This window comes from Pseudomonas sp. PvP009 (assembly GCF_017832995.1).
Taxonomy (GTDB): Bacteria; Pseudomonadota; Gammaproteobacteria; order Pseudomonadales; family Pseudomonadaceae; genus Aquipseudomonas; species Aquipseudomonas syringae.
The window spans coordinates 5,792,611-5,818,090 of record NZ_JAFIBG010000001.1 but is presented as its reverse complement, the minus strand read 5'-3'; the positions used below and the strand labels follow the sequence as shown (position 1 = coordinate 5,818,090).

Sequence of the window (25,480 nt, the reverse complement as noted above, 5' to 3'; positions counted from 1 at the left end):
CTCAAAAGTAGCGAGGAATAACAAAAATGCTGGAAATGATTAACGACTTTCTCTCCGGTAAGGTACTGATCGTACTTATCGTAGGCCTGGGTAGTTACTTCACGATCCGCTCGCGTTTCGTTCAGTTTCGACATTTTTTCCACATGTTCTCGGTTTTTCGCGACAGTCTGCGCAGCAGCGCCGGCCAGTTGAGTTCGTTTCAGGCCTTGATGCTCAGCCTGGCGGGCCGCGTCGGTGCCGGTAACATCGCAGGCGTCGGCATTGCCGTGACGCTCGGTGGTCCGGGTGCCGTATTCTGGATGTGGGTCACCGCACTGGTCGGCATGGCCAGCAGCTTCATCGAGTGCTCCCTCGCTCAGCTCTACAAACGCAAGGATTCCGAAGGCCAGTTCCGTGGCGGTCCGGCGTTCTATATTCAGTACGGCCTGGGCAAGCGCTGGCTGGGCATGGTCATGGCGGTATTGCTGCTGGTGACCTTCGGCTTTGCCTTCAACGGCCTGCAATCGCACGCTGTGACCGACTCGCTGAAAAGCGCGTTCAACGTCGACACCCGCACCACCGGCATCTGCCTGGTCGTACTGCTGGGCCTGGCCTTCATTGGCGGCATCAAGCGTATCGCGGCCATTTCCGACCTGCTGGTTCCGGTCAAGACCCTGATCTATATCGCGGTGACCATCTACGTGATCGCCCTGCAGATCGACCACGTTCCCGGCATGCTGATGACCATCGTCAGAAGCGCCTTCGGCCTTGATCCGGTATTCGGCGGCCTGATCGGCAGCGCGATCGTGATGGGCGTCAAGCGTGGCGTCTTCGCCAACGAAGCCGGCCTGGGTAGTGCGCCCAACGTGGCTGCCGTGGCACAGGTCGAGCACCCGGTGGCACAGGGCGTGGTTCAGGCGTTCAGCGTGTTCCTCGATACCTTCGTGATCTGCACCTGCACCGCCTTGCTGATTCTTCTGTCCGGTATCTACGACATCGGCTACGACGGCAACGGTATCGTTCTGGCACAGAACTCGCTGGCAGCCGTGGTCGGTGACTGGGGCAGAGTCTTCATCAGCGTAGCGCTGGCACTGTTCGTCTTCACCTCGATTCTCTACAACTACTACCTGGGCGAAAACAGCCTGCGGTTCCTGTTTGGCGAGAAGATCCAGACCATCATTATCTACCGCATCGCGGTTCTGGTACTGATCATGTGGGGTGCGGTCGTTGACCTGAAAGATGTACTGGCGTTCGCCGACATCACCATGACCATGCTGGCGTTCGTCAACCTGATCGCCCTTGCAATGCTGTTCAAAGTCGTCAAACGCATTTTGAATGACTACGATGCGCAACGTCGGGCCGGGGTCAAGACGCCGGTGTTCGATTCCAGCCAGTTCCCTGATCTGGACCTGGATCGCACCGCATGGCCGGCCAATCCGACCCGCCAGTCGACACAGGATGCCGAAGCGGCAGCCAAGTCTGTACCCGAAGCACGATAATCACCGCGACACTACGCCGGAGAAGAGCCATGCCGCATGACGCACAACAACCCGCACAACGCGTGATGGTTCTTTACACCGGCGGCACCATCGGCATGCAGGCCAGCGCCAATGGTCTGGCTCCGGCCTCCGGTTTCGAGGCGCGAATGGCCGGGCAACTGGCCGAGCACCCGGAACTGGTGGTGCCGCAGTGGCGCTTTCGCGAGATGTCGCCGCTGATCGACAGCGCCAACATGACCCCTTCCTACTGGCTGCGCCTGCGCGAGGCGGTGATCGAGGCGGTTGAGGTCGATGGCTGCGATGCGGTGCTGGTCCTGCATGGCACCGACACCCTGGCGTACAGCGCAGCGGCGATGTGTTTCCAGTTGTTGGGGTTCAGCGCGCCGGTACTGTTCACCGGGTCGATGCTGCCTGCCGGCGTGCAGGACAGCGATGCCTGGGAAAACGTCAACGGCGCCCTGCTGGCGCTGGGTTCGGGTCTGGTGTCAGGCGTGCAGCTGTATTTTCACGGGCAACTGATGGCACCCGTACGCTGCGCAAAAATTCGCAGCTTCGGTCGTCAACCGTTCGCACCGCTGCAACGCTCACGCGGCGGCCATGCGGTGGTTTCGCTCCCTGACGCATTGAACTATCGCCAGACCAAGACACTGGCAGAGGTGGCGGTATTGCCGCTGTTTCCCGGTGTCGGTGCTGCCCAGCTGGACGGTCTGATCAACAGTGGTATCCGCGGTCTGGTGCTCGAATGCTTCGGCAGCGGCACGGGCCCCAGTGACGATCCGCAATTTCTGGCCAGTCTGGAGAACGCGCGAGCGCTGGGTGTCTGTGTGGTCGCGATTACCCAGTGCCATGAGGGTGGTGTCGAGCTGGATGTCTACGAAGCGGGCAGCCGTCTGCGAAGTGCAGGCGTACTCTCCGGTGGTGGCATGACCCGTGAAGCAGCGCTGGGCAAACTGCATGCGCTGCTGGGCGCAAACCTGACGACCGAGGAGGTACGGCGCCTGGTCGAACTGGACCTGTGCGGCGAGCTGCGTTAAGCGGCTGCCTCTGCTTTACCCGAGGCGTCACGCAATCGCGCGACGCCTCACCCCTTCATGAAGCCTTGCATTCCTCCTGCGCGCCCCTGAGCATCGAATCCAGATTGCGCTCGATGTTTTCGCACAACGCCGTCATCTGAATCTCATGTTCACTGGCACGGAACGGGCTCTGCAGGTCGGTACCGATCTTCTCGATCGCCAACAGCATGAAACCCACCACCGTCGACGCCAGAGGCGTGAACCAGCCCAGGGTCTCCACCAGGCCAATCGGTACGATCAGGCAGAACAGCGTGATGAACAGGCGCGGAAAGGCCACGTACGGATAAGGCAACGGTGTATTGGCAATACGCTCCATGCCGCCCTGGCAATTGGAGATATCCACCATGGTCGACTCCAGCCGCGCCAGACGAATGCTGTCCAGCCGCCCGGCCTGATACTCCTTGGCCAATAGCGCAGCCGACGTATTGAGCAGGTCGTTGGGAAAGTTGTTGGTATCGTGACGACGTTCGAATTCCTCGCGAGGAATCAGCATCTGAACTTCATCACCACACTTGGCGCCCTTCAGGTGCGCAGACAGGCACTTCACATACGCGACATGGCGACGCAACAGTGTGGCCTTGACCGGGTTGATCCCGTCGTCATCCTCGACCAGCGTCAGCACTTGCCGGGCGAAGCTGCGTGAACTGTTGACCAGCGCGCCCCATAGCGTCCTGGCTTCCCACCAGCGGTTATAAGCACTTGAATTGCGGAAGCTGGTCAGCACCACCAGCGCCGAGCCCAGCAGGGTCAACGGCATGGACGGCAAGGTGATCTTGCGTTCCAGGTAGAGCATGAAGTCGACCGTGACAATCACGTCCCAGATCAACAGCCAGAAAAGCGACCATCCTACGTAGCCGATGGTCTTGCCGAGAAAACGGATTTTCGAAATGATCGTTTGCTGCAAAAGAACCACCCCATCGAAAAATAAGCGAACCGCATACGCACAGTTACCGCATGGCCTTTGAATACGAAACCGGCAGTTGGTTCGCAAGCGGCCCGCTTATCTCGGGGGTTTAGACGTTTTCAGCAGCCATTAAGAGCCACCTGAGGACGCTCGCCGGTGAAGAAAATCGGCCGCAGGCGGACACCGACGACGTTACCGGCGTAGGCCGCCACCAGCCACAGCCAGCCGTGCAGGCTGCCGGAGGCAATGCCGCTGAAGTACGCACCGATGTTGCAGCCGTAGGCCAGGCGCGAGCCGTAGCCCAGCAGCAAGCCGCCGATGACCGCCGCCACCAGCGAGCGCGTGGGGATGTCCAGGCTGGGTGCAAAACGACCTGCCAGACCTGCCGCCAGCAAGGCACCGAGCATGATGCCGATGTCCATCACACTGGTGATGTCTTCCCACACAGGAGCCGCCAGCGCCTTGGCGTTCGCAGCGCTCTGCCAGAACACCCAACTGCCGACGTCCACGCCCAGCCCGCTGGCCGCTTTCGCGCCCCACAGCGCGAACGCCGAGGTGATGCCCCACGGACGACCGGCCAACGCCAGCGTTGCGTAATTGAGCAGCGCCAGCGCGACAGCGCCCCAGACCAGAACCCACGGCCCGCGCAGCACGCGACTCAGGCCGCGATGATCCGTGACTGGCGGCGCTTCAAGCTGGCCATGACGGCGCTTTTCGAGCTTGACGGTCACCAGCGCGATCAAGCCGAACAGCGCCAGATTGACCAGCAGCGCAGGCAGCACGCCGAAGGTCTTGACCACCGACACCGCCGGGAACGAAGGCAGGGCAAACCACCAGTCGACGTGATGGGTGGCAATCAGTGAGCCGAGGATGAAAAACAGCAGCGTCACCAGCATCCGCGCGTTGCCACCACCGGCAGTGAACAATGTACCGGACGCACAGCCGCCACCCAGCTGCATGCCGATGCCGAAAATGAACGCGCCGACGACGACCGAAATCCCGACCGGGGCAACCAGGCCAGTGACTGGCTGGCCGAACAGCGTGCCCGCACCGAGTGCCGGGAAAAACAGCACCACAGCGACCGCCAGCATGACCATTTGCGCACGCAGGCCAGCACCCCGCCGCTCGCGGATGAACACCCGCCACGCCGAGGTGAAACCGAATGCCGCGTGATACAGCGTTACGCCCAACGCAGCGCCGACGATCCACAGCATCACCTGGCGGGTGCCAACACTGAGCAGAAGGAACTGGGCGCCCATCAGCAGCAGGAACAGCGCAGCCAGCGGCGCGCCGAACTTGCGTCCGGGTGTTGCAGTAAGAGAGTTGTTCATGGGTATCTCAAGGACAGGTAACAGAAAGCGCAGATTATACGCCTGCCAACGGGACTACTCGGACCAGACCTCGCGCAGCCTGTTCAATGCCCCGACCATCTCGTCCTCGGGCACTGCGGCAAACCCCAGCACCAGCCCGGCGCGGTTATCCACAGGCTCAGTGGAATCAGGCAGCCAGTAATCACTCAGGGCATTCATTTCGACCCCGACACCATTGGCCTTGGCAATCAGCGCCTGCTCACGCGCCACGCTGTCGACCTTGACCATGACATGCAGCCCGGCAACCACTCTGGGCATTGCCGCGCACCCCGGAATATCGGCCGGCCAGTTATCCAGCAGCACATTGCGACGACTGAGCGCCGCGCGGCGCATGCGACGTATGTGTCGCTGGAAATGACCCGACGCAATGAATTGCGCCATGACCGCCTGAAGCCCTATCTCGGTATGACGCATGTCCACGGCCTTGCGTTGGCTGAACACCGGCACCAGTGGCTCTGGCAAAACCAGGTACCCGAGGCGCAGCGCCGGAAAGGCGATTTTGCCGAACGTGCCGACGTAGAGCACGCGCGCGTTGCGGTCGAGCGCAGCCAGGGGCGCCAAGGGTGAACCGCTGTAGCGATACTCACCGTCGTAATCATCCTCGACAATCCAGCCCTGGTGTTTCTCGGCCCAGGCCAGCAATTCCAGACGCCGCGCCAGGCTCATCACCACGCCGGTCGGGTATTGGTGTGAAGGCGTCACGTAGGCCAGCCTGCAGTCTGCCTGATCAAGGTCGGCGCAACGCATGCCTTCGTTATCCACAGCCACACCGTGCAACCGAGCACCTGCCAGGGCAAACGCATGACCGGCCGCCCGATACCCCGGATTCTCCACAGCAACGCCCTCGCCAGGGGCAAGAAGCAACTGTGCACAAAGGGTGATCGCGTGTTGTGCACCACTGGTGATCACAATTTGCTCAGCGCTGCAATACAGCCCGCGCGATGAGCGCAGGTAGACCGCAATCAGTTCACGTAACCGCGAGTCTCCCGCCGCCGACCCATAACCGAGCTGAGCAAGATCTGGTCTGCGCCAAAAAGCGGCATACAGCTTGCCCCACAAGGCAAAGGGGAAAAGATCGAACGCCGGTACGCCGACCCGAAAGGCCCGCGGACGACCCGTCGGCGGTTCATGCAGATGATGTTTTTCCAGCAGCGCTTGCACCGGGCTGTGGATAACTTCACAGGAGGAATCTGACGGTATTTCAGACCCGATTGTGGACAAACCTGTGTGTAACCCTGTGGATACACCTGTGGGTAAGTTGGTGGATAGTTTTTTGCGACCGGTCCGCCGAGGCGCGGCGCTTGATTCAGAGAGCTGCGCCACATACGTACCGTCGCCAACGCGCCCCTCGATGAAACCCTCGGCATACAGCTGGTCATAGGCCCGTATCACGCTGTTACGGGAGATGCCCAGTGAATGCGCCAAATCGCGACTGGCTGGCAGGCGCGTGCCACTGCTCAGACGCCCATCGAGGACCTGCTCGCGCAACAGGCCATAAAGCTGCTTGCTCAGACCCTGATTCGGGTCCAGCGCGATACCGGTGAGTGTGGGCGGAAACGCAACACTGAGATCAGGCATGTATTGGCCCTGTCAAAATGATCAAAAATGGATCTTACATCAGACCAATGCCTTGCCTACGATCCTGTTATCAGCCAAGGACATTACCCATGTACATCCCTACCGCTTTCAAGAACAACGACACACCGAGCCTGCACCAGCAGATCGAGCAGACGCGCCTGGCGATTCTGGTCACGCACGGCGCAGAAGGATTGCAAGCCACCCACCTGCCACTGCTGTTGCGCCGTGATGAAGGTTCGTATGGCACGCTTTACGGGCACCTGGCCAAAGCCAATCCACAGTGGCAGCAACTTAGCTCCGGCGCCGAGGCACTGGTGATTTTTCCTGGCGGCGATGCCTACGTGAGCCCGTCGTTCTATCCGAGCAAGAGGGAGCACGGCAAGGTCGTACCCACGTGGAATTATGTGGCCGTGCATGCTTATGGGCAGGCCGAGGTTTTTACCGATGCTGCGCAATTGCATCAGTTGCTGGCTGACCTGACCCATCGCCATGAATCCGACCGAGCGCAACCCTGGTCCATTGACGATGCGCCGGCGGACTACATCGCAAAAATGCTCGGAGCGATTGTCGGGTTCTCCATTCCGGTGCAGCGGCTGCAGGGCAAACGTAAACTCAGTCAGAATCGCAGCGCTGCGGACATGGCCGGTGTGCGCGACGGCCTCGCCGCAAGCCAGGATGCAAATGACCAACACGTCGCTCGCTTGATGAGCGAAGGGAGCAACTCATGACCGATGTGCAGATTCGCCCCGTTACCGTCGACGATCATCACGCGTGGCTGCCTCTGTGGCAGGCCTATCTGCGCTTCTACAACACAGAGCTGGCCGAAGGCGTCAGCGACATCACCTGGCAACGCCTTGTGGACCCGAGCGAACCGACTTACTCGGCGCTCGCCTGGCGGGGTGACGAGGCAGTGGGCATGGTGAATTTCATCTACCATCGCTCCAACTGGAGCATCAACAACGCCTGTTACCTGCAAGATCTGATCGTCGCGCCCGAACAACGCGGAACAGGCATCGGCAGGCAACTGATCGAGTTTGTCTACGCCACGGCCAAGGCAGACGGTTGCGACAAGGTGCACTGGCTGACCCACGAAACCAACGCCACGGCCATTCAGTTGTACGAGCGAATCGCCGAACGGCCCGGCCTCATACAATTTCGTAAAGCACTCTGAAACAGGAAGTGACTGATGTCCGACACCCTGCTGGACTGGCAAGCCGCTGCACTGCCCTCGACCCATACACTGACAGGCCGTTTCATTCGCCTGGAAAAACTCGATGCCGCGCGTCACGCCGATAACCTGTGGGCGGCACTCGAAGGCCCAAATGCGGACCCGAAGCTGTGGGATTATCTGCCATACGGGCCGTTCAGCGACCGTAGCGCCTTCGATAGATGGCTGGCCGGGCATCAGGCGGCCACCGATCCGTGGTTTTACACCGTGGTCGATCAGCAGACCGATAAGGCCGAAGGCGTCATCAGCCTGATGTCGATCGTCGCTGCCCATGGGCGCATCGAGATAGGTCATGTCACCTTCAGCGCGGCCATGCAACGCACGCCCAAAGGCACCGAAGCCATTTACCTGCTGGCCAGAGAGATTTTCGCACTGGGCTATCGCCGCCTGGAATGGAAGTGCAACGCCAACAACGCCCGCTCCAAACGCGCTGCCGAGCGATTCGGCTTCAGCTACGAAGGCACCTTCCGCCAGCACATGGTGGTCAAAGGCCAGAGCCGGGATACCGAGTGGTATTCGATCCTCGACAGCGAATGGCCTGAGCGGCAGAACGCCTTTGAGCGCTGGCTGGCTGTGGATAACTTCACTGACGGGCAACAGATCAAGGGGCTTGAGGCGTTTCGGTAATCCTGAGGACGCAGAGCGTCCAGAACTGCATTCCCACGCTGGAGCGTGCGGAACGATAGTCGTGACCACTGGCCGCGCCTGCACAGAATAAAAAAAGGGAAGCCACGAGTGCTTCCCTGAGGTAAACCTTTGGATGATGCTCAGGCGTCAGCTCAACCTTCGATCTCGATCAGCACTTCGCCCGGATTGACGCGGTCGCCTTTGGCGACGTGGATGGCGACGACCTTGCCCGCTACCGATGCCTGAACCTCGGTCTCCATCTTCATCGCTTCAGTGATCAGCACTGCCTGACCGGCCTTGACCACATCGCCCTCCTTGACCAGCACATCGACGATGTTGCCGGGCATGGTGGTGCTGACGTCACCCGGTGCGTGGGCTTGTTTGCGTTTGCTAGCCCCGCCGCCGACGAATTCGTTGAGCGGCTCGAACACCACCTCTTCCGGCATGCCGTCTATGGTCAGGTAGAAGTGGCGCTTGCCCTCGGCCTTGACGCCCACGCCGGTGATGTCGACCCGATAGGTTTCGCCGTGCACATCGATGACGAACTCGGTCGGTACGCCCTCACCGCCTGCCTTCGCCACGCTTCCGGCTTCGGGAATCGGCAGCAGCACTTCCGGCGCCAGCGTCCCGGCTGCACGTTCCTCGAGGAACTTGCGGCCAATGTCCGGGAACATGGCGAACGTCAGCACGTCCTCTTCGGACTTGGCCAGTGCGCCGATATCAGCCCTTAGCCTGGTCATCTCCGGCTTGAGCAGGTCGGCCGGACGCACATCGATCAGCTCTTCATTGCCGATCGCCTGACGGCGCAGTTTTTCATCCACCTGACCCGGCGCCTTGCCGTAGCCGCCTTGCAGATAAAGCTTCACTTCATTGGTGATGGTTTTGTAACGCTCCCCGGCCAACACATTGAAGAACGCCTGAGTACCGACGATCTGCGAGGTCGGGGTTACCAGCGGCGGATAGCCGAGGTCTTTGCGCACGCGCGGAATTTCAGCCAGCACTTCGCTCATGCGGTTGAGTGCGCCCTGCTCCTTCAACTGATTGGCCAGGTTGGAAATCATCCCGCCCGGCACCTGATTAACCTGTACCCGCGTGTCGACTGCAGTAAATTCGCTCTCGAACTGATGGTATTTCTTACGCACCGCGTAGAAGTACAGACCGATTTCCTGCAGCAGCTCCAGGTCCAGGCCGGTGTCGAACTCGCTGCCCTTGAGCGCAGCCACCATCGATTCGGTGCCCGGATGGCTGGTGCCCCAGGCAAAGCTGGAGATCGCCGTGTCGATATGGTCCGCGCCGCTTTCGATCGCCTTGAGCTGACACATGGCGGCCAGGCCGGCCGTGTCATGCGAGTGGATGAACACCGGCAGCGACTGCTCCGCCTTCAGCGCCTTGACCAGCTCACCCGTGGCATAAGGCGTCAACAGACCGGCCATGTCCTTGATCGCCACCGAGTCACAGCCCATGGCTTCCATCTGCCGGGCCTGCGCCACGAAGGCCTCGATGGTGTGCACCGGGCTGGTGGTGTAAGCGATGGTGCCCTGCGCGTGTTTGCCCGCCGCTTTCACCGCCTCGATGGCAACCCGCAAGTTACGCACATCGTTCATGGCATCGAAAATACGGAACACATCAATACCGTTGACCGCCGCCTTGGCGACAAACGCCTTGACCACGTCATCGCTGTAATGCCGATAGCCCAGCAGGTTCTGGCCACGCAGGAGCATCTGCAACCGGGTATTGGGCAAGGCCGCACGCAGCTGGCGCAGACGTTCCCACGGGTCTTCCTTGAGAAAACGCACGCAGGCGTCGAAGGTAGCGCCGCCCCAGACTTCCAGCGACCAGTAGCCGACCTGGTCGAGCTTGTCGCAGATCGGCAGCATGTCTTCGGTACGCATGCGGGTCGCCAGCAACGATTGGTGAGCGTCACGCAGGATGGTGTCGGTTACGAAAATCTTCTTGGACATTTCACTGTTCCTTACAGACCGGCGTGTGCGGCAATGGCGGCGGCGATGGCCAGGGCCAGCTCTTCGGGTTTGCGTTTGATCGAATAATTGGTCAGCTCGGGGTGGCTCTCGACAAAGCTGGTGTTGAACTCACCGCTGCGAAACTCCGGGTTGCGGAGGATTTCCTGGTAATAGGCAGCCGTGGTCTTGACCCCTTGCAGGCGCATGTCATCAAGGGCACGCAGGCCGCGGTCCATGGCCTCTTCCCAGGTCAACGCCCAGACAATCAGCTTCAGGCACATCGAGTCATAGAACGGCGGAATGGTGTAGCCGGTATAAATCGCTGTGTCGGTGCGCACGCCAGGCCCACCGGGCGCGTAATAACGGGTGATCTTGCCGAAGCTGGGCAGGAAGTTGTTCTTCGGGTCCTCGGCGTTGATCCGGAACTGCAGGGCAAAACCGCGATGGATGATGTCTTCCTGCTTGACCGACAACGGCAGACCGGAGGCGATACGGATCTGCTCGCGAACGATATCGATGCCGGTGATTTCTTCGGTGATGGTGTGCTCGACCTGCACCCGGGTGTTCATTTCCATGAAGTACACCTCGCCCTCGGCGAGCAGAAACTCCACGGTGCCGGCGTTCTCGTAACCGACTGCCTTGGCCGCACGTACCGACAGATCGCCAATATAGGCGCGCTGTTCGGGCGTCAACTGCGGGCTTGGAGCGATTTCGATGAGTTTCTGGTTGCGTCGTTGAATCGAACAGTCGCGCTCGAACAGGTGCACCACGTTGCCGAAACTGTCGCCCAGAATCTGCGCTTCAATGTGCTTGGGATTGACGATGCACTTCTCGAGAAAGACTTCTGCCGAGCCGAAGGCCTTGGTCGCTTCGGAAATCACGCGCGGGAAGGCCTGCTCGAGTTCTTCGCGGCTGTTGCAGCGACGGATACCCCGTCCGCCGCCCCCGGAGGTGGCCTTGAGCATCACCGGGTAACCGATGCGCTCGCCCTCGGCCAGCGCCTCGTCGATATCTGCCACGTTGCCTTCGGTGCCGGGCGTGACCGGTACGCCGGCCTTGATCATGCTGCGCCGGGCCTCGGTCTTGTCCCCCATGCGGCGAATCACTTCTGCGGAGGGACCGATGAATTTGATCCCTCGCTCGGCACAGATATCGGCCAGTTCGGCATTCTCGGAAAGAAAGCCATAGCCGGGATGCAACGCATCGCAACCGGTTTCCACTGCCAGATTCACCAATTTACGCGGGTTCAGGTAACCCGCCAGAGGTTCGGCACCAATGCTATAGGCTTCGTCGGCACGTTTGACATGCAAGGCATGCCGGTCCGCTTCGGAAAAGATCGCCACCGAGCGAATGCCCATCTCGGCGCATGCACGCACGATGCGAACGGCAATCTCCCCGCGGTTGGCGATCAGAATTTTTGTTATCACTGGCGTTTCCCTCGACCCACACTTGTAACCGTGTATGTGACTGAATGTCGCAGGGCCACCCTATGCCCAATCGAGGATTAACAAAAATGAGTAAAAGTTGGGAGGTGCATAAGTAAAAGCTTATAGTTGGCGCTTCAGTCGTATCGCGGAGCCTTTATAAATGCGTAAGTCATTGATGCGTATGACATTGCGTCAGCTGCGCATTTTCAATGAAGTGTGCGATCTGCGCTCATACAGCCGCGCGGCCGAAGAGATGTCGCTGACACAACCCGCTGTCAGCCTGCAGATTCGCCAGCTCGAAGAGCTGATCGGCCAGCCGCTGTTCGAATACGTCAGCAAAAAGCTCTACCTGACCGAAGCGGCGCAAGCGCTGCAACAGGCCAGCCGGGATATTTTCGGGCGCCTGGAAAGCCTGGACATGCAGCTTTCCGACATGCAGGGCTCGCTGCAAGGCCAGTTGAAGCTGGCGGTCGAGTCGAGCTGCAAGTACTTCATCCCTCACCTGTTCGCCGCCTTCAAGCGCCAGCACCCGGAAGTCAGCCTGAGCCTGATGGTGGTCAATCGCGCGCAAGTCATCAGACGCCTGTCGGATAACCGCGATGATCTTGTGGTGATGTCGGCAGTGCCGCTGGACATGGGCCTGGAGTTCTTGCCGTTCCTGAATAACCCGATTGTCGCCGTAGCGCCGCCTGACCATCCGCTGAGCAGCCGCGCGACGCTGAACCTGAAAGATCTGGAGCCATGGCCGTTGCTGACCCGGGAAACAGGATCGGGCACGCGTCGGGCCTGCGAGGAGTTCTTCAAAGAGAAGCGCGTGCATTTCACGCAAACGCTGGAAGTCTCTTCCAGCGAAGCACAACGTGAATGCGTGGTAGCCGGGCTGGGCCTGGCGATGCTGACCCGACACGCAGTCTGCCAGGAACTCGCCACAGGCGCCCTGGTTGAGCTGCCCGTGGCGGAGTTGCCACTGTATCGAAGCTGGTGCGTGGCTCAGGCCGGGGACAAACGCCTTTCACCCGTGGCACATGCGTTTCTTGCGTTCATCCGCACCGAACGTGCGCAGATCAGCCAGCTTGTCGAGCGTTTCGACGGTCGACCGCGGGCAACTTGATCGTCTGCCAAACGGCGTTATCCATGCCATCCATGTAGTCACACAGCTCCTGATTGAGCTGACGTGCCTCGCTGTAGCTTTCAATTGCCCGACGAAACTCCATGCGACGCTGATCTTCCTGCTGACGGCGGGTTTTCACGGTGCTGGTAGGTAAATCATCGTAATGCCGAGCCATATCCTGTCTCCCAATACGTTTTGTGGGAGCACCAGAATGGAGCGTGACAGTGACAGTCAGGCGGCACGCAGGTGACAGATCGATGAAATTTGATGTAACGGGATCGGCTCAGTCTTCGTGAGTCTTGATCGATTTTGGTGACAGGCGCAAGCCGCGCAGGCTGCGTTTGACGCTCTTGAGGTGGTTGACCAGACCGGGGCCGCGCGCCATGGCGACGCCCATTGCCAGCACATCGATCACCACCAAATGTGCGATGCGCGAGGTCAGCGGCGTGTAGATTTCGGTGTCTTCGTGCACGTCGATGGCCAGGTTGACCGAAGACAGCTCGGCCAGCGGTGTCTGGCTAGGGCACAGTGTGATCAGCGTCGCGCCGCTCTCGCGGACCAGATTGGCGGTGATCAGCAAATCCTTCGAACGGCCTGACTGCGAAATGCACACCGCGACATCCGTCGGCTTGAGCGTGACAGCTGACATCGCCTGCATGTGCGGATCGGAATACGCCGCAGCGGTCAGCAGTAGACGAAAGAACTTGTGCTGCGCATCAGCGGCCACTGCGCCGGACGCGCCAAACCCATAGAACTCGACCCGATTGGCCCCGGCCATGGCCGTGACTGCCAGTTGCAACGCATGGGGGTCGAGGTTTTCGCGCACTTCCATGAGCGTGTGCAGCGTGGTGTCGAAAATCTTCAGGCTGTAGTCGGCAACCGAATCGTCTTCGTGAATCGCGAACTGTCCAAAACTTGCGCCCGCCGCGAGGCTCTGCGCCAGCTTGAGCTTGAGGTCCTGAAACCCGGAGCAGCCGATGGCGCGGCAGAAACGCACGATGGTCGGCTCACTGATACCGACACTGTGCGCCAGATCTGCCATGGAACTGTGCATCACGGCCGCAGGGTCGAGCAGCACATGGTCGGCTACCTTGAGCTCCGATTTGCGCAGCAAATTACGTGACTGGGCGATGTGTTGCAGCAGATTCAAGGGGCAGACTCGGCAAAAAGAGAGATGGGATGGTTGTAGCTTTCTTGTAGTTATACTACATGACCCGCCAGACGCCCAGTTAAACGAAGCCGGAACGCGCCGTGCGGGCGTTATCCGCGGCAATTGTGGGAATAATCCTACATTAGGCCCATTCGCCAGTCAGACCCTGCCTGTTCACCCATAAAGGTAGACGCAACGCATTCGCGCCCTACAACAGGCGACGACCGGTCGTCAGCGCCCCCGCTATTTTTATTGGCTGACGCAAAGCATGGTTTGCCCGTCATCGCGCGGCACCCTAGAATGCGCTGATGCGCGATGATCTCTCTCTTCTTCTGAATTCCCTCAACGATGCCCAACGTCAGGCCGTAGCCGCCTCTCTGGGTCGTCAGTTGGTCCTGGCTGGTGCTGGCTCCGGCAAAACCCGTGTGCTGGTGCATCGCATCGCATGGCTGATGCAGGTCGAGCAAGCCTCCCCGCATTCGGTGCTGTCGGTGACGTTCACCAACAAGGCTGCCGCCGAAATGCGCCACCGTATCGAGCAGCTAATGGGCATCAGCCCGGCTGGCATGTGGGTGGGCACCTTCCACGGGCTGGCCCATCGCCTGCTGCGGGCGCACTGGCAGGAAGCCGGGCTGGTGCAGACCTTCCAGATTCTCGACAGCGATGACCAGCAGCGTCTGGTAAAGCGCGTGATGCGCGAGCTGGGTCTGGACGAACAACGCTGGCCTGCACGTCAGGCCCAGTGGTTCATCAATGGTCAGAAAGACGAAGGCCTGCGCCCGAAACATATTCAGGCAAGCGGCGACCTGTTCCTGACCACCATGAAAAGCGTCTACGAAGCCTACGAGATCGCCTGCCAGCGGGCCGGCGTCATCGACTTCTCCGAGCTGCTGCTGCGCGCTCTCGACCTGTGGCGCGATAACCCGGGCTTGCTGGCGCATTATCAGCGCCGCTTCCGTCACGTCCTGGTGGACGAGTTCCAGGACACCAACGCCGTGCAGTACGCCTGGCTGCGTCTGCTCGCCCAGGGGGGTGACAGCCTGATGGTGGTCGGCGACGACGATCAGTCCATTTACGGCTGGCGCGGCGCGAAGATCGAGAACATCCACCAGTATTCCTCGGACTTCCCGGACACCGAAGTCATCCGCCTGGAGCAGAACTACCGCTCCACGGCGAGCATCCTCAAGGCCGCCAACGGCTTGATCATCAATAACAGTGGTCGCCTGGGCAAGGAATTGTGGACCGACGTCGGCGATGGCGAGCTGATCAATCTGTACGCCGCGTTCAACGAGCACGATGAAGCGCGTTACGTGGTCGAGACCATCGAGAGCGCGCTGAAAACCGGTATTTCGCGCAACGACATCGCCATTCTGTACCGCTCCAACGCCCAGTCGCGGGTGCTTGAAGAAGCCCTGCTGCGTGAGCGCATTCCGTACCGCATTTACGGCGGACAGCGCTTCTTCGAACGTGCCGAAATCAAGAACGCCATGGCCTATATGCGCTTGCTGGAAGGCCGTGGCAACGATGCGGCACTGGAGCGGGTGATCAACGTTCCGGCGCGCGGCATCGGTGAAAAAACCGTCGAAGCGATTCGCGAGCATGCGCGTCATGCCGACGTCTCCATGTGGGAAGCCATGCGCCTGCTGGTTGCCAACAAGGGCCTGACTGGACGCGCCGCCACTGCCTTGGGCGGCTTCATCGAGCTGATCGAGAACCTCGCGGCCAAGGTCATGGAAATGCCGCTGCACCTGATGACCCAGACGGTGATCGAACAGTCCGGGCTGATTACCTATCACGAGCAGGAAAAAGGCGAGAAAGGTCAGGCGCGGGTAGAAAACCTTGAGGAACTGGTCAGCGCTGCCCGTGCTTTCGAGAATCACGAAAGCGAAGAAGACCTGACGCCACTGGCCGCGTTTTTGGGGCATGCCTCGCTGGAAGCGGGCGACACCCAGGCGCAGGAGCATGAAGACAGCATTCAGCTGATGACCCTGCACAGCGCCAAGGGCCTGGAATTCCCGCACGTGTTCTTGGTGGGCATGGAGGAAGGACTGTTCCCGCACAAGATGAGTCTGGAAGAACCGGGCCGTCTTGAAGAGGAACGGCGCCTGGCCTATGTCGGCATCACCCGGGCCATGAAACAGTTGGTGATGACCTACGCCGAAACGCGTCGTCTGTACGGCAGCGAAACCTACAACAAGGTCTCGCGTTTCGTACGCGAAATCCCGCCGGCGCTGATTCAGGAAGTCCGGCTGTCCAACAGCGTCAACCGTCCGTTCGGCGGCACGCCGAAATTCAACAGCAGCAGCCTGTTCAACGGCACCGGCATTCCGGAAACCGAGTTCACCATGGGCCAGCGCGTCCAGCATGCGGTATTCGGCGAAGGCGTGATCCTCAACTTCGAAGGCGCTGGCGCCCAGGCCCGGGTGCAGGTCAACTTCCCCGAGGGCAGCAAGTGGCTGATGATGGGCTACGCGAAACTGGTACCGTTGTAGGCCGGTCGATCATCGCCCATACGTCCCTGACTATCGTTCCCACGCTAGCGTGAGGAACGATAATCCTCGTACACATCTTACGAAGCGCGTAGAAAAGTCCTACGCTGTTTATGTAAAAGTCCGAAACACTAACGCGCTGGTCATGTCGCCATCCGCTGTGCAACATGGCGCGCGTGCAATCACAAAACGGGAATACCCTTATGCAACGTTTTCTAAGCATCGCGATGGCGCTGTGCATCGGGCTCACCATGAGCCTGGATGTGAACGCCGCGCGCTTCGGTGGCGGCAAGAGCATGGGCTCGGCGCCTACGCATCAGACTCGTCAGGCCGCGCCTTCCACACCTGCGGCAGCGCCTAACGCTGCGGGTCGTCCTGCCGCTGCGCCAAGCGGTGCTTCGCGCTGGCTTGGCCCATTGGCCGGTATCGCTGCCGGTGGCCTGCTTGCGTCGATGTTCATGGGTGACGGCTTCAACGGCCTGCAACTGTTCGACATCCTGATCATGGGCCTCATTGCCTTTCTGATCTTCCGCTTCATTGCGCGTCGTCGGCAGCAGCAACAGCCGAAAATGGCCGCTGCCGGTGCGCCACCGTACCAGCGCGAAACCAGCCAGCCTGCGCAGAACCCGATCTTCGGCAGTTCTTCCCCGGCCTCCGCTGCGCCAGTGATCAACGCACCTGCCTGGTTCAATGAACAGCGCTTCCTGGACGCTGCTCGCGGCCACTTCCAGTCGCTGCAGCAGCACTGGGACGCCAACGAGATGGACAAGATCGCCGAGTTCGTCACCCCGCAAATGCTGCAGTTCCTGAAAAAGGAACGCGCGGACCTGGGCGACGGCTTCCAGTCGACCTACATCGAAAACCTTCAGGTCCAGCTGGACGGTGTGGATGATCGTGCCGACAAGACCATCGCCACGCTGACGTTCTCGGGCGTGTCCAAGACGTCGCGTTTCGACCAGGGCGAAGTGTTCAGCGAAAGCTGGAACATGGAACGCCCGCAAGGCGATAACCAGCCTTGGCTGGTGGCAGGAATTCGCCAGAACGGTTGAACCAGAACCCGTTCTCGCGTTCAGAACCCCGGACATGTCCGGGGTTTTTGTTTATCCGTTCGGATAGTTATTTTGAGAAAGGCTTTACGCTACTGTATAACCCGCGCCATCAAGTGAGAGGATCTGTGTCGTGGAAGAAGTCATTGAACAACTGCGTGAAGCAAATGAACCGGTTCCGGTTCCGCTTGAGCTGCCTGACGAAGACCAACTGGTAGAGATCGAGGAACAGCTGTTCATCAACATTCCGTTTGTCTTCAAGGAATTTCTCCTGACAGTCAGCGATGTGGTGTATGGCAGCCTTGAACCCGTCACTGTGACCGACCCGCAGTCGCACACTTACCTGCCTGACGTGGCCGCTACGGCCTGGGATCTGGGCGTGCCACGCGAGCTGATCCCGATCTGTCAGGACGGTGACGACTACTACTGCGTCGAGGAAGACGGCACTGTATTGCTGTGGTCCGCCGAGGAAGAACTGGTCACCGAAGACAGCTGGGAATCGGTCTGGCACTGGGCTCGGGATGTCTGGCTGGAAAGCTGAGACGCGACTGCTGCGCAGTATTCAAGAATCTCCGGGCCTCAGTGCCCGGAGTTCTCTTGATGGTTACCCAGTGTTTCCAGTAACGCAATCTGCATCCGGGTATGCACACGGATCAGCCAGCGCCACAGCAATGCAGCGACCAGCGCAGCAACCAGAGCAACCACCAGCAGCAGTTCGTTGGCCGGCAGAATGCTTGCCGACAGCGCCGCCAGCATCACGAAAATCACCATCAGCGATAACAGCGGAATCACCTCGGCAACGACCTTGCGCACGCGCACGGTATGCCGGCCCGCCATCTCGGGTTTCACGCCCATCTCGGCCAGCAGCATCGACAGCGCCTTGAGCTTGCGGTACGCGGCAATCAGAAACGGCAGTGACAACAACAGCGCCGCGCCGCAGATCCAGGCTTTCTGGTGGCTGACATCGCCCACCCACTCGCTCATGTAACCGCCAAGACGCTCGGCAAAATAGCCACCGCTGAAAAAGATCGCCATCACCAGTGCCAGGTTGACGCCGACCTGCAAGAGAATCCGCCTGATCATCCCGGCCAACACTGCACTCTGGCCTTGCGGCTGAATGCTGCGCAGCCACTCGCCGTACATGCCGAACACCCGTGCAACGCGCCGGGGCATGATCGCCGCCAGCTTGAGCGACAACGGGTCTGCGCCGCGAATCAGGTACGGTGTCAGCAGGGTGGTGATGGCGGATACGGCGACTGCCACCGGGTACAGGAAGTCGCTGGTGACCTGCAGGGTCATGCCCAGCGCTGCGATGATGAAGGAAAACTCGCCAATCTGTGACAGCCCCATGCCCACGCGCAGCGAGGTACGGCCATCGTTGCCTGCGATAAAGGCGCCCAGGCCGCAGGACAACATCTTGCCCAGCACCACGGCAACGGTAATGACGGCGATCGGCCAGGCATATTGCAGCAGGATGCCCGGATCGATCATCAAACCGATGGCCACGAAAAAGATCGCGCTGAACATGTCGCGAACCGGCTCGATCAGGCGTTCGATCTTCAGCAGCTCACGCGACTCGGCCATGATCGCGCCGATCAGGAAGGCGCCCAGTACCATGCTGTATTCCAGCTTGACCACCAGCAGACAGAAGCCGAAACACAGGCCCAGGACGGTGATCAGCAGCATCTCGTTGCTTTCGAATCTGGCGACATAGGACAGCAGTCGAGGCACCACAAGGATACCGACCACCAGCGCCACGATCATGAACAGCGACAGCTTGCCGACTGTGGAGAACACTTCCCCGGAACTGACCGAGCCGCTGACGGCGATCCCGGACAGCAGCGCAATGATGCCGACACCGAGAATGTCTTCCACGATCAACACGCCGAAAATCAACTGGGCAAAGCGCTGGTTCTTCATCTTGAGGTCGTTGAGCGCCTTGACAATGATAGTGGTGGAAGAGATCGCCAGAATCGCGCCGAGAAACAGCGAGTCCATGGTTTTCCAGCCAAAGAACTGCCCGATCTCGTAACCGATCCAGATCATCAGGGCAATTTCCAGAAAGGCCGCGATGAACGCCGTGGCACCGACCTTGAATAGCTTGCGCAGGCTGAACTCCAGCCCGAGGCAGAACATCAGGAAGATCACCCCGAGCTCGGCCAGAATTTTGATGGTGTCTTCGTCGTGGATCAGACTGAATGGCGGGGTGTGCGGACCGATGATGAACCCGGCAACGATATAGCCCAGCACGACGGGCTGCCGGAGGCGATGGAAGAGAATGGTCACCACACCGGCCACCAGCATGATCACTGCCAGATCCTGAATGAAATTGATGGCATGCATGATGGCGAAGCTCCTTGTGATGATGGCGTTACAAGCCGATATCGCCGTGCCCTTCAGGGCGACAGCTATCCTTTTCGTCACTAAAATCCGATAAAGACGTAGGAAAAAACCCGATCCACAGGTTTTTGCAGGTTAACACCGCCCCCTTCGACATAAAGGCGGTGCAATATATGGAAACAGATAGTTATGACGCGTGACGGCCGCCTGCTGGCCAGCGTCCCGATAACTGTCGCAAGCCCCTTGAGCGCCAGCATAGGCGCCCCTTGAACACATTGACCGTGTGAGTACGCTATGGAACCCGGAAACGCCCAGCTGTCGATGACTGTATTGATGACCCCGGACATGGCCAACTTCTCTGGCAACGTACATGGCGGCACGCTGCTCAAGTACCTGGACGAAGTGGCCTACGCATGTGCTAGCCGCTACGCCGGACGCTACGTGGTAACGCTGTCGGTAGACCAGGTGATTTTCCGTGAGCCGGTGCACGTCGGTGAACTGGTGACCTTTCTCGCCTCGGTCAATTACACCGGCAACACCTCCATGGAGGTGGGCATCAAGGTTGTCACCGAAAATATCCGCGAACGCTCGGTACGTCACTCCAACAGCTGCTTCTTCACCATGGTTGCCGTGGACGACAATCGCAAGCCCGCCAGCGTCCCGCCCCTGGAGCCCGAATCGGCCGATGCCAAACGGCGTTTCATCCAGGCGCAGCAACGCCGCCAGATTCGTCAGGAACTGGAAAAGCGTTATCAGGACATCAAGGAAGAAGCGTTGTAATTACCCGGCTCGGGCATCGATGCCCGAGCCTTTGATAGCAGATCTATTACAAACGCACGGCTTCGAACTTTACCCGTGGATGCGCGATGCGATCCTGAGCGCGCACCAGTTCCAGCTCATAGCTGCCACAGGCCTGGGTTTCCAGCAGCACCTCGTGGACGGCGGCCGCAGCGAACTCGAACGCTGCAACCAGATCGTCGCCGAGCAGCACACGCGACAGAAACAACCCGGAGGTCAGATCACCCACGCCGACCGGCTGACGCGGAAATGCCAGTAACGGGCGGCGCAGATGCCAGCTGGCCTCGGCAGTGACCATCAGCATTTCAAAACCATCGGCGGCCTTGCCGGGGTAATCGAGGTGTTTCACCACAATCGCCTTGGGACCACGCGCCAGCAAGGCACGCGCCATCGCCAGGCAGTCGTGCAGTGATTCGGGCTTACGCCCCGAGAAGCTGTCCAGCTCCAGTTGATTGGGGCACATGAAGTCCGCCATGGCCGCCGCTTCCTGCAGCAGGAAATCACTGACTTCGGGGGCAACGATGCAGCCTTTTTCAGGATGGCCCATCACCGGGTCGCACAGGTACAGCGCTTTCGGATTGGCCGCCTTGATGCGTGCCACGCCCGTGAGGATCGCCCTGCCCTGCGCCGCACTGCCCAGATACCCCGACAGCACCGCATCGCAGTTGCCCAGCTCGCCGATGGCGGCAATCCCGTCGATCAGCGCAGGAATCTGCTGCGGAGCCAGCACTTCGCCGGTCCACTGCTTGTATTGCGTGTGGTTGGAGAACTGGACCGTGTTGAGCGGCCAGACGTTGACCCCGATACGCTGCATCGGGAACACCGCTGCGCTGTTGCCGGCGTGGCCGAATACCACATGGGACTGGATAGCGAGCAAATGAGGCGTACGTTTCATGGGGGGCGGAATCCTGAACACGATGCAAATGCAATAATGAGAAATATAAGTCGCGCAGTATGGCTGTAAATCACTCAGGACAGTTAAGCTGACGACTCCTACGCTGGAGCACTCCGTCATGCTGACCTTGGGAAACATCTTCGTGCTGATGCTGTTCGCGAGCGCCGCGGCCTGGTGGTGGCACGCCCATGGTCTGCGCGAAAAGGCGCTGGCACGCGTCAAGCAGCACTGCGAACGCCTTGAGCTGCAATTGCTGGACGACGCGGTTGCCCTGCGCCGCCTGACCTTCGCCCGCGACGCTCAGGGCCGCAAACGCCTGGCCCGCGTGTATGGCTTCGAGTTCACGGTGACCGGCGAGCAACGTCACCCTGGCACGATCACCATGTTCGGCGCGCACACTGCGCAAATCGAACTGGCACCCTACCCCTTTGAAATCAAAACACCACCGCCCAGCGCTGAAGTTATTCAGATGAGCGAATGGCGTCAATCGCATCAGAAATGGAAGCAGTAGCCACGCACGACTCTTGTTGCCGCGATTCAGCGCTCATCTCCATGCGCAAATCCGGCTGACTATCGTGCCAAGGCTCCGGGTTGGCATGCCGTCCCGGACGCTCTGCGTGCTGCCCTCAGCTATCACCTGTCACGCCAGACACTCCGCCATCTGCGCCTGCAACTTATCCACATCCTGCGCTGTGGAAAAGATCAACTCCAGGCGTGAGTCCTGACGCCATTCACTGATTTGCCAGGCCAGCGGAGCCCTGTCTACCACGTTGCCGGAATACCAGCCGCCCTCGCTGTGGATAACCATCTTCGCCCGCCGCCAATCAAGGCTTTCCAGCCAGTGCAGGATGCGCTGCAGGTCGAAGCGCTGCGAGGGATGCCAGCGCCAGCCGATGCTCCAGCCGTCAGCACTGACCTGACTCAGACAGATCGGCACCCTCGGGTCGGTCCATAGCGCGGGCAAGTGGCCGACGCCGTTGGGCAGCATCAGCTTATCCACAGTCTGTTTATCCACAGCGGTGCCACTGGCGAACCCCGGCACACGGCTCAGGGACAGCTCGCCGTGTCGGGTCCAGATCAAGGCATGCGGCAGCAACTGTTCGGCCAATGCCTGGCGAGCGACATCATCCAGTTGCTCGGACTTGTTCATGACCACCAGCCCGGCATGCGCCAGGGCTTCCTGCTGAGTACTCGGCAACGGTTGTCCGGCGAGCATTGCCTGCGCGTCCAGCACCACCACGCCGGGCTGAACATCCAGAACGCCGCGCCACGGCGCTTCGCGCAATTGCGTCATCAGTTGCGCGGGATGGCCCAGCCCCGAAGGCTCGATCAACAGACGGTCCGGCCGCGCCTTGCGCAACAAACGCCCCAGGCCGATCTGGAACGGCACGCCATTGACGCAACACAGGCAGCCGCCAGCCACTTCGCCAAGTGCGATACCATCGGCATCCGTGGTCAGCAGCGCGGCGTCCAGGCCGATCTGCCCGAACTCATTGATCAATATGGCCCAGCGCTCATGGGCAGGTTTCTGCGCCAGCAGACGCTTGATCAGGCTGGTCTTGCCGGCGCCCAACGGGCCACCGATGACATGCGTCGGTATGTTTTGCAGCATGAGATCACTTTTGGCGAATGCGTTGTTCATTGAAGAGCAAGGAAGGATACCGATGCAAGTAATGCGGCTGTCTGCCCGCCTGGCGTTGATGCTGCTGACAGCGTCTTGCGGCTCGGCGTGGGCCGAAGCGTGTCTGGTCCACAGCCAGGCCGAAAGGCTCGACGTGAAGGTCTGCCAGGAAAATATCAACATTCCGGCAAACCTGTTTCACGACAGCTTCTGCCAGCCGCAACTGGCCGGGCAGAAGACCGAGACCACCTATTCGCAACAATGTCCGGCAGGCGCATTCGGCGTTTGCCGCAATGCGCAGGTTGCCAATATGCCGTATCGCGAGCACATCCACTATTACGGCGTCGCCGGTGACGCGCTGTACCTCAAACCCTTTTGCGAAGGCCAGAGCAAGGGGCAGTGGATAACGCCTGACTGAGCATCACGCCAGCCAGTCCAGCGTCAGAATCAACCTGCGCTCGTTGCGCAGCAATTGCGGCGAGCGATGGATCAGGCCAAAACCTTCATTACCGTGCCAGCGCTCGCCCTTGAGCAGCGCCACGTCACCGCTGTTGATCTGCTGGATATGGGCAGCATCCGTCGGCTCAGCGTCCAGACGCCCCAGTTGTTTGCGGTCCATCACCCCTTCATGCAGCCATTGACTGCCAACCCCGCCGTAAGTGGTGATAAGACGCACCGGCACGTGGTCGACATGGAAGCGCGGGCACATGGCCTTGTCGAGCACCCGCAAGCGCAGGCCAACGCATTCGGCACCCAACAGACAGGCATAGGCGCCGACCAGCCAGGAAACGTCGGCAATGAATCCCTGATAGCCCAGCAGGTCGGAATACCCCGTTGCCAGCGCGCTCAGGTCAGGCTCGACCTCGCCGCCCTGCACCTCCAGGGTCATGGATTCGGCTAAAGGCTCACCCATCGACAGCAGCAAGGCACCGAAGTCTTCTATGTGCGCAGGCAGTTGACGCTGCCAGAGCGCCAGGTTGACGCCATCCTGCAGAATATCGCCCAGCACGTCGGGCGTATCGCCCTGTGCCTGTCGGATTGCGGTTTCAGGTTTAAAACGATGAGCCAGCATCAGGCAGCCACCTCTTCATGCCAATCGCCAAACGGATCGGCCAGCGCACGCCAACGGTCGGCGCCCGCCTCCATTTCCGCATCAGTGAGCAGGCAGTTGTCCAGCTCGGCAGTCAGCTGCGCAAAATCAATGTTCTGGCCGATGAACACCAGCTCCTGCCGACAGTCGCCGGTTTCAGTCGACCAGTTCTCCAGAATGGAACTGACGCTTTCCTTGTCCTCAGGCCAGCTGTCACGGTTCACGAAACGCCACCAGCGCCCGGCAAAACCATGACGCATCAAGCCGCCTGCCTGCGACCAGCTGCCCGCATCCTTGTATTTGCTGGCCAGCCAGAAGAAGCCTTTGGAGCGCAACAGCTTGCCGTTGCTCCAGGGACGATTGATGAAATCGAAAAAGCGCTCCGGATGGAACGGTCGGCGAGCACGATAGGCCGTTGATGCAATGCCGTACTCTTCGGTTTCCGGCAGGTGTTCGCCGCGCATTTCCTTGAGCCAGCCCGGTGCCTGGGAAGCGCGCTGGAAGTCAAAACGCCCGGTGTTGAGAATCGTCGCCAACGGCACCTGGCCCATCACCATCGGCACAATCTCGGCCTCCGGGTTGAGGCGCTTGAGGATCGCCATCAGCTCTTCACGCTCACTGGAGCTGATCAGGTCGATCTTGCTGAGCAGGATGACGTCGGCAAACTCGATCTGCTCGATCAGCAGGTCGGTAATCGAGCGATCATCGTCTTCACCCATGGTTTCACCGCGTGTGGACAAGCCGTCTGCCGCCTCGTAATCGAGCAGGAAGTTCACGCCGTCGACTACGGTGACCATGGTGTCCAGGCGCGCCAGGTCCATCAGGCTTTTGCCGGCCTCGTCGCGGAAGGTGAAGGTTTCGGCCACGGGCAACGGCTCGGAGATTCCTGTGGATTCGATCAATAAGTAATCAAAACGACCGTCCTGAGCCAGACGGCTGACCTCTTCGAGCAGATCCTCGCGCAGGGTGCAGCAAATGCAGCCGTTGCTCATCTCGATCAGCTTTTCTTCGGCACGGTTCAGGCTGACATCACGCTGAACTTCGCTGCCGTCGATGTTGATCTCGCTCATGTCATTGACGATCACCGCAACCCGCAGGTTTTCGCGGTTGCGCAGCACATAATTGAGTAAAGTGCTTTTTCCGGCGCCGAGAAAACCGGACAGTACGGTAACGGGTAGAAGATTTGCCATCAGGATTCTCCAGGCAGCTGCAAGGTTTGAACCTTGTTCATGTCGGCTGCGACGAATCCCTCTGGCAGCCAACTCTAATCACAACAGGATGTTATAGTATAACA

24 protein-coding genes are annotated in these 25,480 nt (G+C 60.0%); 12 read left to right on the top strand and 12 right to left on the bottom strand.

Going from position 1 to position 25,480, the window contains the following annotated elements:
* Positions 1 to 26: 26 nt before the first annotated feature.
* Positions 27 to 1,478, top strand: a complete 1,452-nt coding sequence (locus JOE29_RS25100; protein ID WP_024665744.1) for an alanine/glycine:cation symporter family protein — start codon at positions 27 to 29, stop codon at positions 1,476 to 1,478.
* 29 nt (positions 1,479 to 1,507) lie between these two features.
* Complete coding sequence (locus tag JOE29_RS25095; RefSeq protein ID WP_057405690.1) at positions 1,508 to 2,512, top strand: asparaginase; 1,005 nt, start codon at positions 1,508 to 1,510, stop codon at positions 2,510 to 2,512.
* Between the two features lie 55 nt (positions 2,513 to 2,567).
* Here JOE29_RS25095 and JOE29_RS25090 read toward each other — a convergent pair whose 3' ends face one another.
* The 3 genes from JOE29_RS25090 to JOE29_RS25080 form a co-directional block, all read right to left on the bottom strand.
* Positions 2,568 to 3,455, bottom strand: a complete 888-nt coding sequence (locus JOE29_RS25090; protein ID WP_003316074.1) for a bestrophin family ion channel — start codon at positions 3,453 to 3,455, stop codon at positions 2,568 to 2,570.
* Positions 3,456 to 3,574: 119 nt separating this feature from the next.
* Positions 3,575 to 4,786, bottom strand: coding sequence for a YeeE/YedE family protein (locus tag JOE29_RS25085; protein WP_004403215.1), 1,212 nt, complete (start codon positions 4,784 to 4,786; stop codon positions 3,575 to 3,577).
* 54 nt (positions 4,787 to 4,840) lie between these two features.
* Positions 4,841 to 6,403: a PLP-dependent aminotransferase family protein gene (locus JOE29_RS25080; protein WP_210079982.1), complete on the bottom strand. Its 1,563-nt coding sequence runs from the start codon at positions 6,401 to 6,403 to the stop codon at positions 4,841 to 4,843.
* Between the two features lie 89 nt (positions 6,404 to 6,492).
* Here JOE29_RS25080 and JOE29_RS25075 point away from each other — a divergent pair, with 89 nt between their 5' ends.
* Genes JOE29_RS25075 through JOE29_RS25065 form a run of 3 tightly spaced genes read left to right on the top strand, consistent with a single transcriptional unit; the run spans position 6,493 to position 8,258 of the window.
* On the top strand, positions 6,493 to 7,131 hold the full coding sequence (locus tag JOE29_RS25075; RefSeq protein WP_210079981.1) for an FMN-binding negative transcriptional regulator: 639 nt from the start codon (positions 6,493 to 6,495) through the stop codon (positions 7,129 to 7,131).
* On the top strand, positions 7,128 to 7,574 hold the full coding sequence (locus tag JOE29_RS25070) for a GNAT family N-acetyltransferase (protein ID WP_210079980.1): 447 nt from the start codon (positions 7,128 to 7,130) through the stop codon (positions 7,572 to 7,574). Before JOE29_RS25075 ends, JOE29_RS25070 begins: the two co-directional genes overlap by 4 nt.
* 15 nt (positions 7,575 to 7,589) lie before the next feature.
* Positions 7,590 to 8,258 carry a GNAT family protein gene (locus JOE29_RS25065; protein ID WP_074996684.1) on the top strand — a complete coding sequence of 223 codons (669 nt, stop codon included), beginning with the start codon at positions 7,590 to 7,592 and terminating at the stop codon, positions 8,256 to 8,258.
* 152 nt (positions 8,259 to 8,410) lie between these two features.
* Here JOE29_RS25065 and oadA read toward each other — a convergent pair whose 3' ends face one another.
* Complete coding sequence (oadA, locus tag JOE29_RS25060) at positions 8,411 to 10,219, bottom strand: sodium-extruding oxaloacetate decarboxylase subunit alpha (RefSeq protein ID WP_210079979.1); 1,809 nt, start codon at positions 10,217 to 10,219, stop codon at positions 8,411 to 8,413.
* 11 nt (positions 10,220 to 10,230) lie between these two features.
* Entirely contained in the window at positions 10,231 to 11,646 is a 1,416-nt protein-coding gene (locus tag JOE29_RS25055; RefSeq protein WP_003401293.1) for an acetyl-CoA carboxylase biotin carboxylase subunit, read from the bottom strand.
* A 160-nt stretch (positions 11,647 to 11,806) separates the two neighbouring features.
* Here JOE29_RS25055 and JOE29_RS25050 point away from each other — a divergent pair, with 160 nt between their 5' ends.
* The gene (locus JOE29_RS25050; protein ID WP_044313424.1) at positions 11,807 to 12,757 is read left to right on the top strand and encodes a LysR family transcriptional regulator; all 951 of its coding nucleotides are present in this window, start codon (positions 11,807 to 11,809) and stop codon (positions 12,755 to 12,757) included.
* Here JOE29_RS25050 and JOE29_RS25045 read toward each other — a convergent pair.
* Positions 12,711 to 12,896, bottom strand: a complete 186-nt coding sequence (locus tag JOE29_RS25045) for a hypothetical protein (protein WP_003316061.1) — start codon at positions 12,894 to 12,896, stop codon at positions 12,711 to 12,713. The genes JOE29_RS25050 and JOE29_RS25045 overlap by 47 nt on opposite strands.
* Positions 12,897 to 13,040: 144 nt before the next feature.
* Complete coding sequence (gene hexR, locus JOE29_RS25040) at positions 13,041 to 13,907, bottom strand: transcriptional regulator HexR (protein ID WP_003316059.1); 867 nt, start codon at positions 13,905 to 13,907, stop codon at positions 13,041 to 13,043.
* A gap of 308 nt (positions 13,908 to 14,215) precedes the next feature.
* Between hexR and uvrD the strand changes: the two genes are divergently transcribed.
* The 3 genes from uvrD (at position 14,216) to JOE29_RS25025 (ending at position 17,983) form a co-directional block, all read left to right on the top strand.
* Positions 14,216 to 16,399 (top strand): DNA helicase II, encoded by a 2,184-nt coding sequence (gene uvrD, locus JOE29_RS25035; RefSeq protein ID WP_003367943.1) that lies wholly within the window; start codon positions 14,216 to 14,218, stop codon positions 16,397 to 16,399.
* A 200-nt stretch (positions 16,400 to 16,599) separates the two neighbouring features.
* Positions 16,600 to 17,445 (top strand): Tim44 domain-containing protein, encoded by an 846-nt coding sequence (locus JOE29_RS25030; RefSeq protein ID WP_103363286.1) that lies wholly within the window; start codon positions 16,600 to 16,602, stop codon positions 17,443 to 17,445.
* 130 nt (positions 17,446 to 17,575) lie between these two features.
* The gene (locus JOE29_RS25025) at positions 17,576 to 17,983 is read left to right on the top strand and encodes an SMI1/KNR4 family protein (RefSeq protein ID WP_003316056.1); all 408 of its coding nucleotides are present in this window, start codon (positions 17,576 to 17,578) and stop codon (positions 17,981 to 17,983) included.
* 38 nt (positions 17,984 to 18,021) lie between these two features.
* Here JOE29_RS25025 and JOE29_RS25020 read toward each other — a convergent pair whose 3' ends face one another.
* Positions 18,022 to 19,785: a cation:proton antiporter gene (locus JOE29_RS25020; RefSeq protein WP_210079978.1), complete on the bottom strand. Its 1,764-nt coding sequence runs from the start codon at positions 19,783 to 19,785 to the stop codon at positions 18,022 to 18,024.
* Positions 19,786 to 20,076: 291 nt separating this feature from the next.
* On the opposite strand from JOE29_RS25020, the gene JOE29_RS25015 reads away from it, so the two are divergent.
* Complete coding sequence (locus JOE29_RS25015) at positions 20,077 to 20,562, top strand: acyl-CoA thioesterase (RefSeq protein WP_003316052.1); 486 nt, start codon at positions 20,077 to 20,079, stop codon at positions 20,560 to 20,562.
* 46 nt (positions 20,563 to 20,608) lie between these two features.
* On the opposite strand, the gene pdxY is transcribed toward JOE29_RS25015, so the two are convergent.
* Positions 20,609 to 21,475 carry a pyridoxal kinase PdxY gene (gene pdxY, locus JOE29_RS25010; protein ID WP_044313426.1) on the bottom strand — a complete coding sequence of 289 codons (867 nt, stop codon included), beginning with the start codon at positions 21,473 to 21,475 and terminating at the stop codon, positions 20,609 to 20,611.
* Between the two features lie 118 nt (positions 21,476 to 21,593).
* On the opposite strand from pdxY, the gene JOE29_RS25005 reads away from it, so the two are divergent.
* The gene (locus JOE29_RS25005; protein ID WP_003316050.1) at positions 21,594 to 21,986 is read left to right on the top strand and encodes a DUF3301 domain-containing protein; all 393 of its coding nucleotides are present in this window, start codon (positions 21,594 to 21,596) and stop codon (positions 21,984 to 21,986) included.
* A gap of 129 nt (positions 21,987 to 22,115) precedes the next feature.
* Here the strand turns inward: JOE29_RS25005 and JOE29_RS25000 are convergent, their stop codons facing one another.
* Positions 22,116 to 23,087, bottom strand: a complete 972-nt coding sequence (locus JOE29_RS25000) for a CobW family GTP-binding protein (RefSeq protein WP_210079977.1) — start codon at positions 23,085 to 23,087, stop codon at positions 22,116 to 22,118.
* Positions 23,088 to 23,139: 52 nt separating this feature from the next.
* Between JOE29_RS25000 and JOE29_RS24995 the strand changes: the two genes are divergently transcribed.
* Entirely contained in the window at positions 23,140 to 23,514 is a 375-nt protein-coding gene (locus JOE29_RS24995) for a hypothetical protein (RefSeq protein WP_010422769.1), read from the top strand.
* A 3-nt stretch (positions 23,515 to 23,517) separates the two neighbouring features.
* Here JOE29_RS24995 and JOE29_RS24990 read toward each other — a convergent pair whose 3' ends face one another.
* Complete coding sequence (locus JOE29_RS24990; RefSeq protein WP_099315323.1) at positions 23,518 to 24,168, bottom strand: DUF1826 domain-containing protein; 651 nt, start codon at positions 24,166 to 24,168, stop codon at positions 23,518 to 23,520.
* Entirely contained in the window at positions 24,168 to 25,376 is a 1,209-nt protein-coding gene (gene zigA, locus JOE29_RS24985) for a zinc metallochaperone GTPase ZigA (RefSeq protein ID WP_017278876.1), read from the bottom strand. The genes JOE29_RS24990 and zigA overlap by 1 nt, the downstream gene beginning before the upstream one ends.
* Positions 25,377 to 25,480: the final 104 nt, after the last annotated feature.

Coding starts and splice junctions, on each gene's coding strand:
- JOE29_RS25100 (WP_024665744.1), top strand. CDS start 27: ATGCTGGAAATGATTAACGACTTTCTCTCCGGTAAGGTACTGATCGTA.
- JOE29_RS25095 (WP_057405690.1), top strand. CDS start 1,508: ATGCCGCATGACGCACAACAACCCGCACAACGCGTGATGGTTCTTTAC.
- JOE29_RS25085 (WP_004403215.1), bottom strand. CDS start 4,786: ATGAACAACTCTCTTACTGCAACACCCGGACGCAAGTTCGGCGCGCCG.
- JOE29_RS25080 (WP_210079982.1), bottom strand. CDS start 6,403: ATGCCTGATCTCAGTGTTGCGTTTCCGCCCACACTCACCGGTATCGCG.
- JOE29_RS25075 (WP_210079981.1), top strand. CDS start 6,493: ATGTACATCCCTACCGCTTTCAAGAACAACGACACACCGAGCCTGCAC.
- JOE29_RS25070 (WP_210079980.1), top strand. CDS start 7,128: ATGACCGATGTGCAGATTCGCCCCGTTACCGTCGACGATCATCACGCG.
- JOE29_RS25065 (WP_074996684.1), top strand. CDS start 7,590: ATGTCCGACACCCTGCTGGACTGGCAAGCCGCTGCACTGCCCTCGACC.
- oadA (WP_210079979.1), bottom strand. CDS start 10,219: ATGTCCAAGAAGATTTTCGTAACCGACACCATCCTGCGTGACGCTCAC.
- JOE29_RS25050 (WP_044313424.1), top strand. CDS start 11,807: ATGCGTAAGTCATTGATGCGTATGACATTGCGTCAGCTGCGCATTTTC.
- uvrD (WP_003367943.1), top strand. CDS start 14,216: ATGCGCGATGATCTCTCTCTTCTTCTGAATTCCCTCAACGATGCCCAA.
- JOE29_RS25030 (WP_103363286.1), top strand. CDS start 16,600: ATGCAACGTTTTCTAAGCATCGCGATGGCGCTGTGCATCGGGCTCACC.
- JOE29_RS25020 (WP_210079978.1), bottom strand. CDS start 19,785: ATGCATGCCATCAATTTCATTCAGGATCTGGCAGTGATCATGCTGGTG.
- JOE29_RS25015 (WP_003316052.1), top strand. CDS start 20,077: ATGGAACCCGGAAACGCCCAGCTGTCGATGACTGTATTGATGACCCCG.
- pdxY (WP_044313426.1), bottom strand. CDS start 21,475: ATGAAACGTACGCCTCATTTGCTCGCTATCCAGTCCCATGTGGTATTC.
- JOE29_RS25005 (WP_003316050.1), top strand. CDS start 21,594: ATGCTGACCTTGGGAAACATCTTCGTGCTGATGCTGTTCGCGAGCGCC.
- JOE29_RS25000 (WP_210079977.1), bottom strand. CDS start 23,087: ATGCTGCAAAACATACCGACGCATGTCATCGGTGGCCCGTTGGGCGCC.
- JOE29_RS24995 (WP_010422769.1), top strand. CDS start 23,140: ATGCAAGTAATGCGGCTGTCTGCCCGCCTGGCGTTGATGCTGCTGACA.
- JOE29_RS24990 (WP_099315323.1), bottom strand. CDS start 24,168: ATGCTGGCTCATCGTTTTAAACCTGAAACCGCAATCCGACAGGCACAG.
- zigA (WP_017278876.1), bottom strand. CDS start 25,376: ATGGCAAATCTTCTACCCGTTACCGTACTGTCCGGTTTTCTCGGCGCC.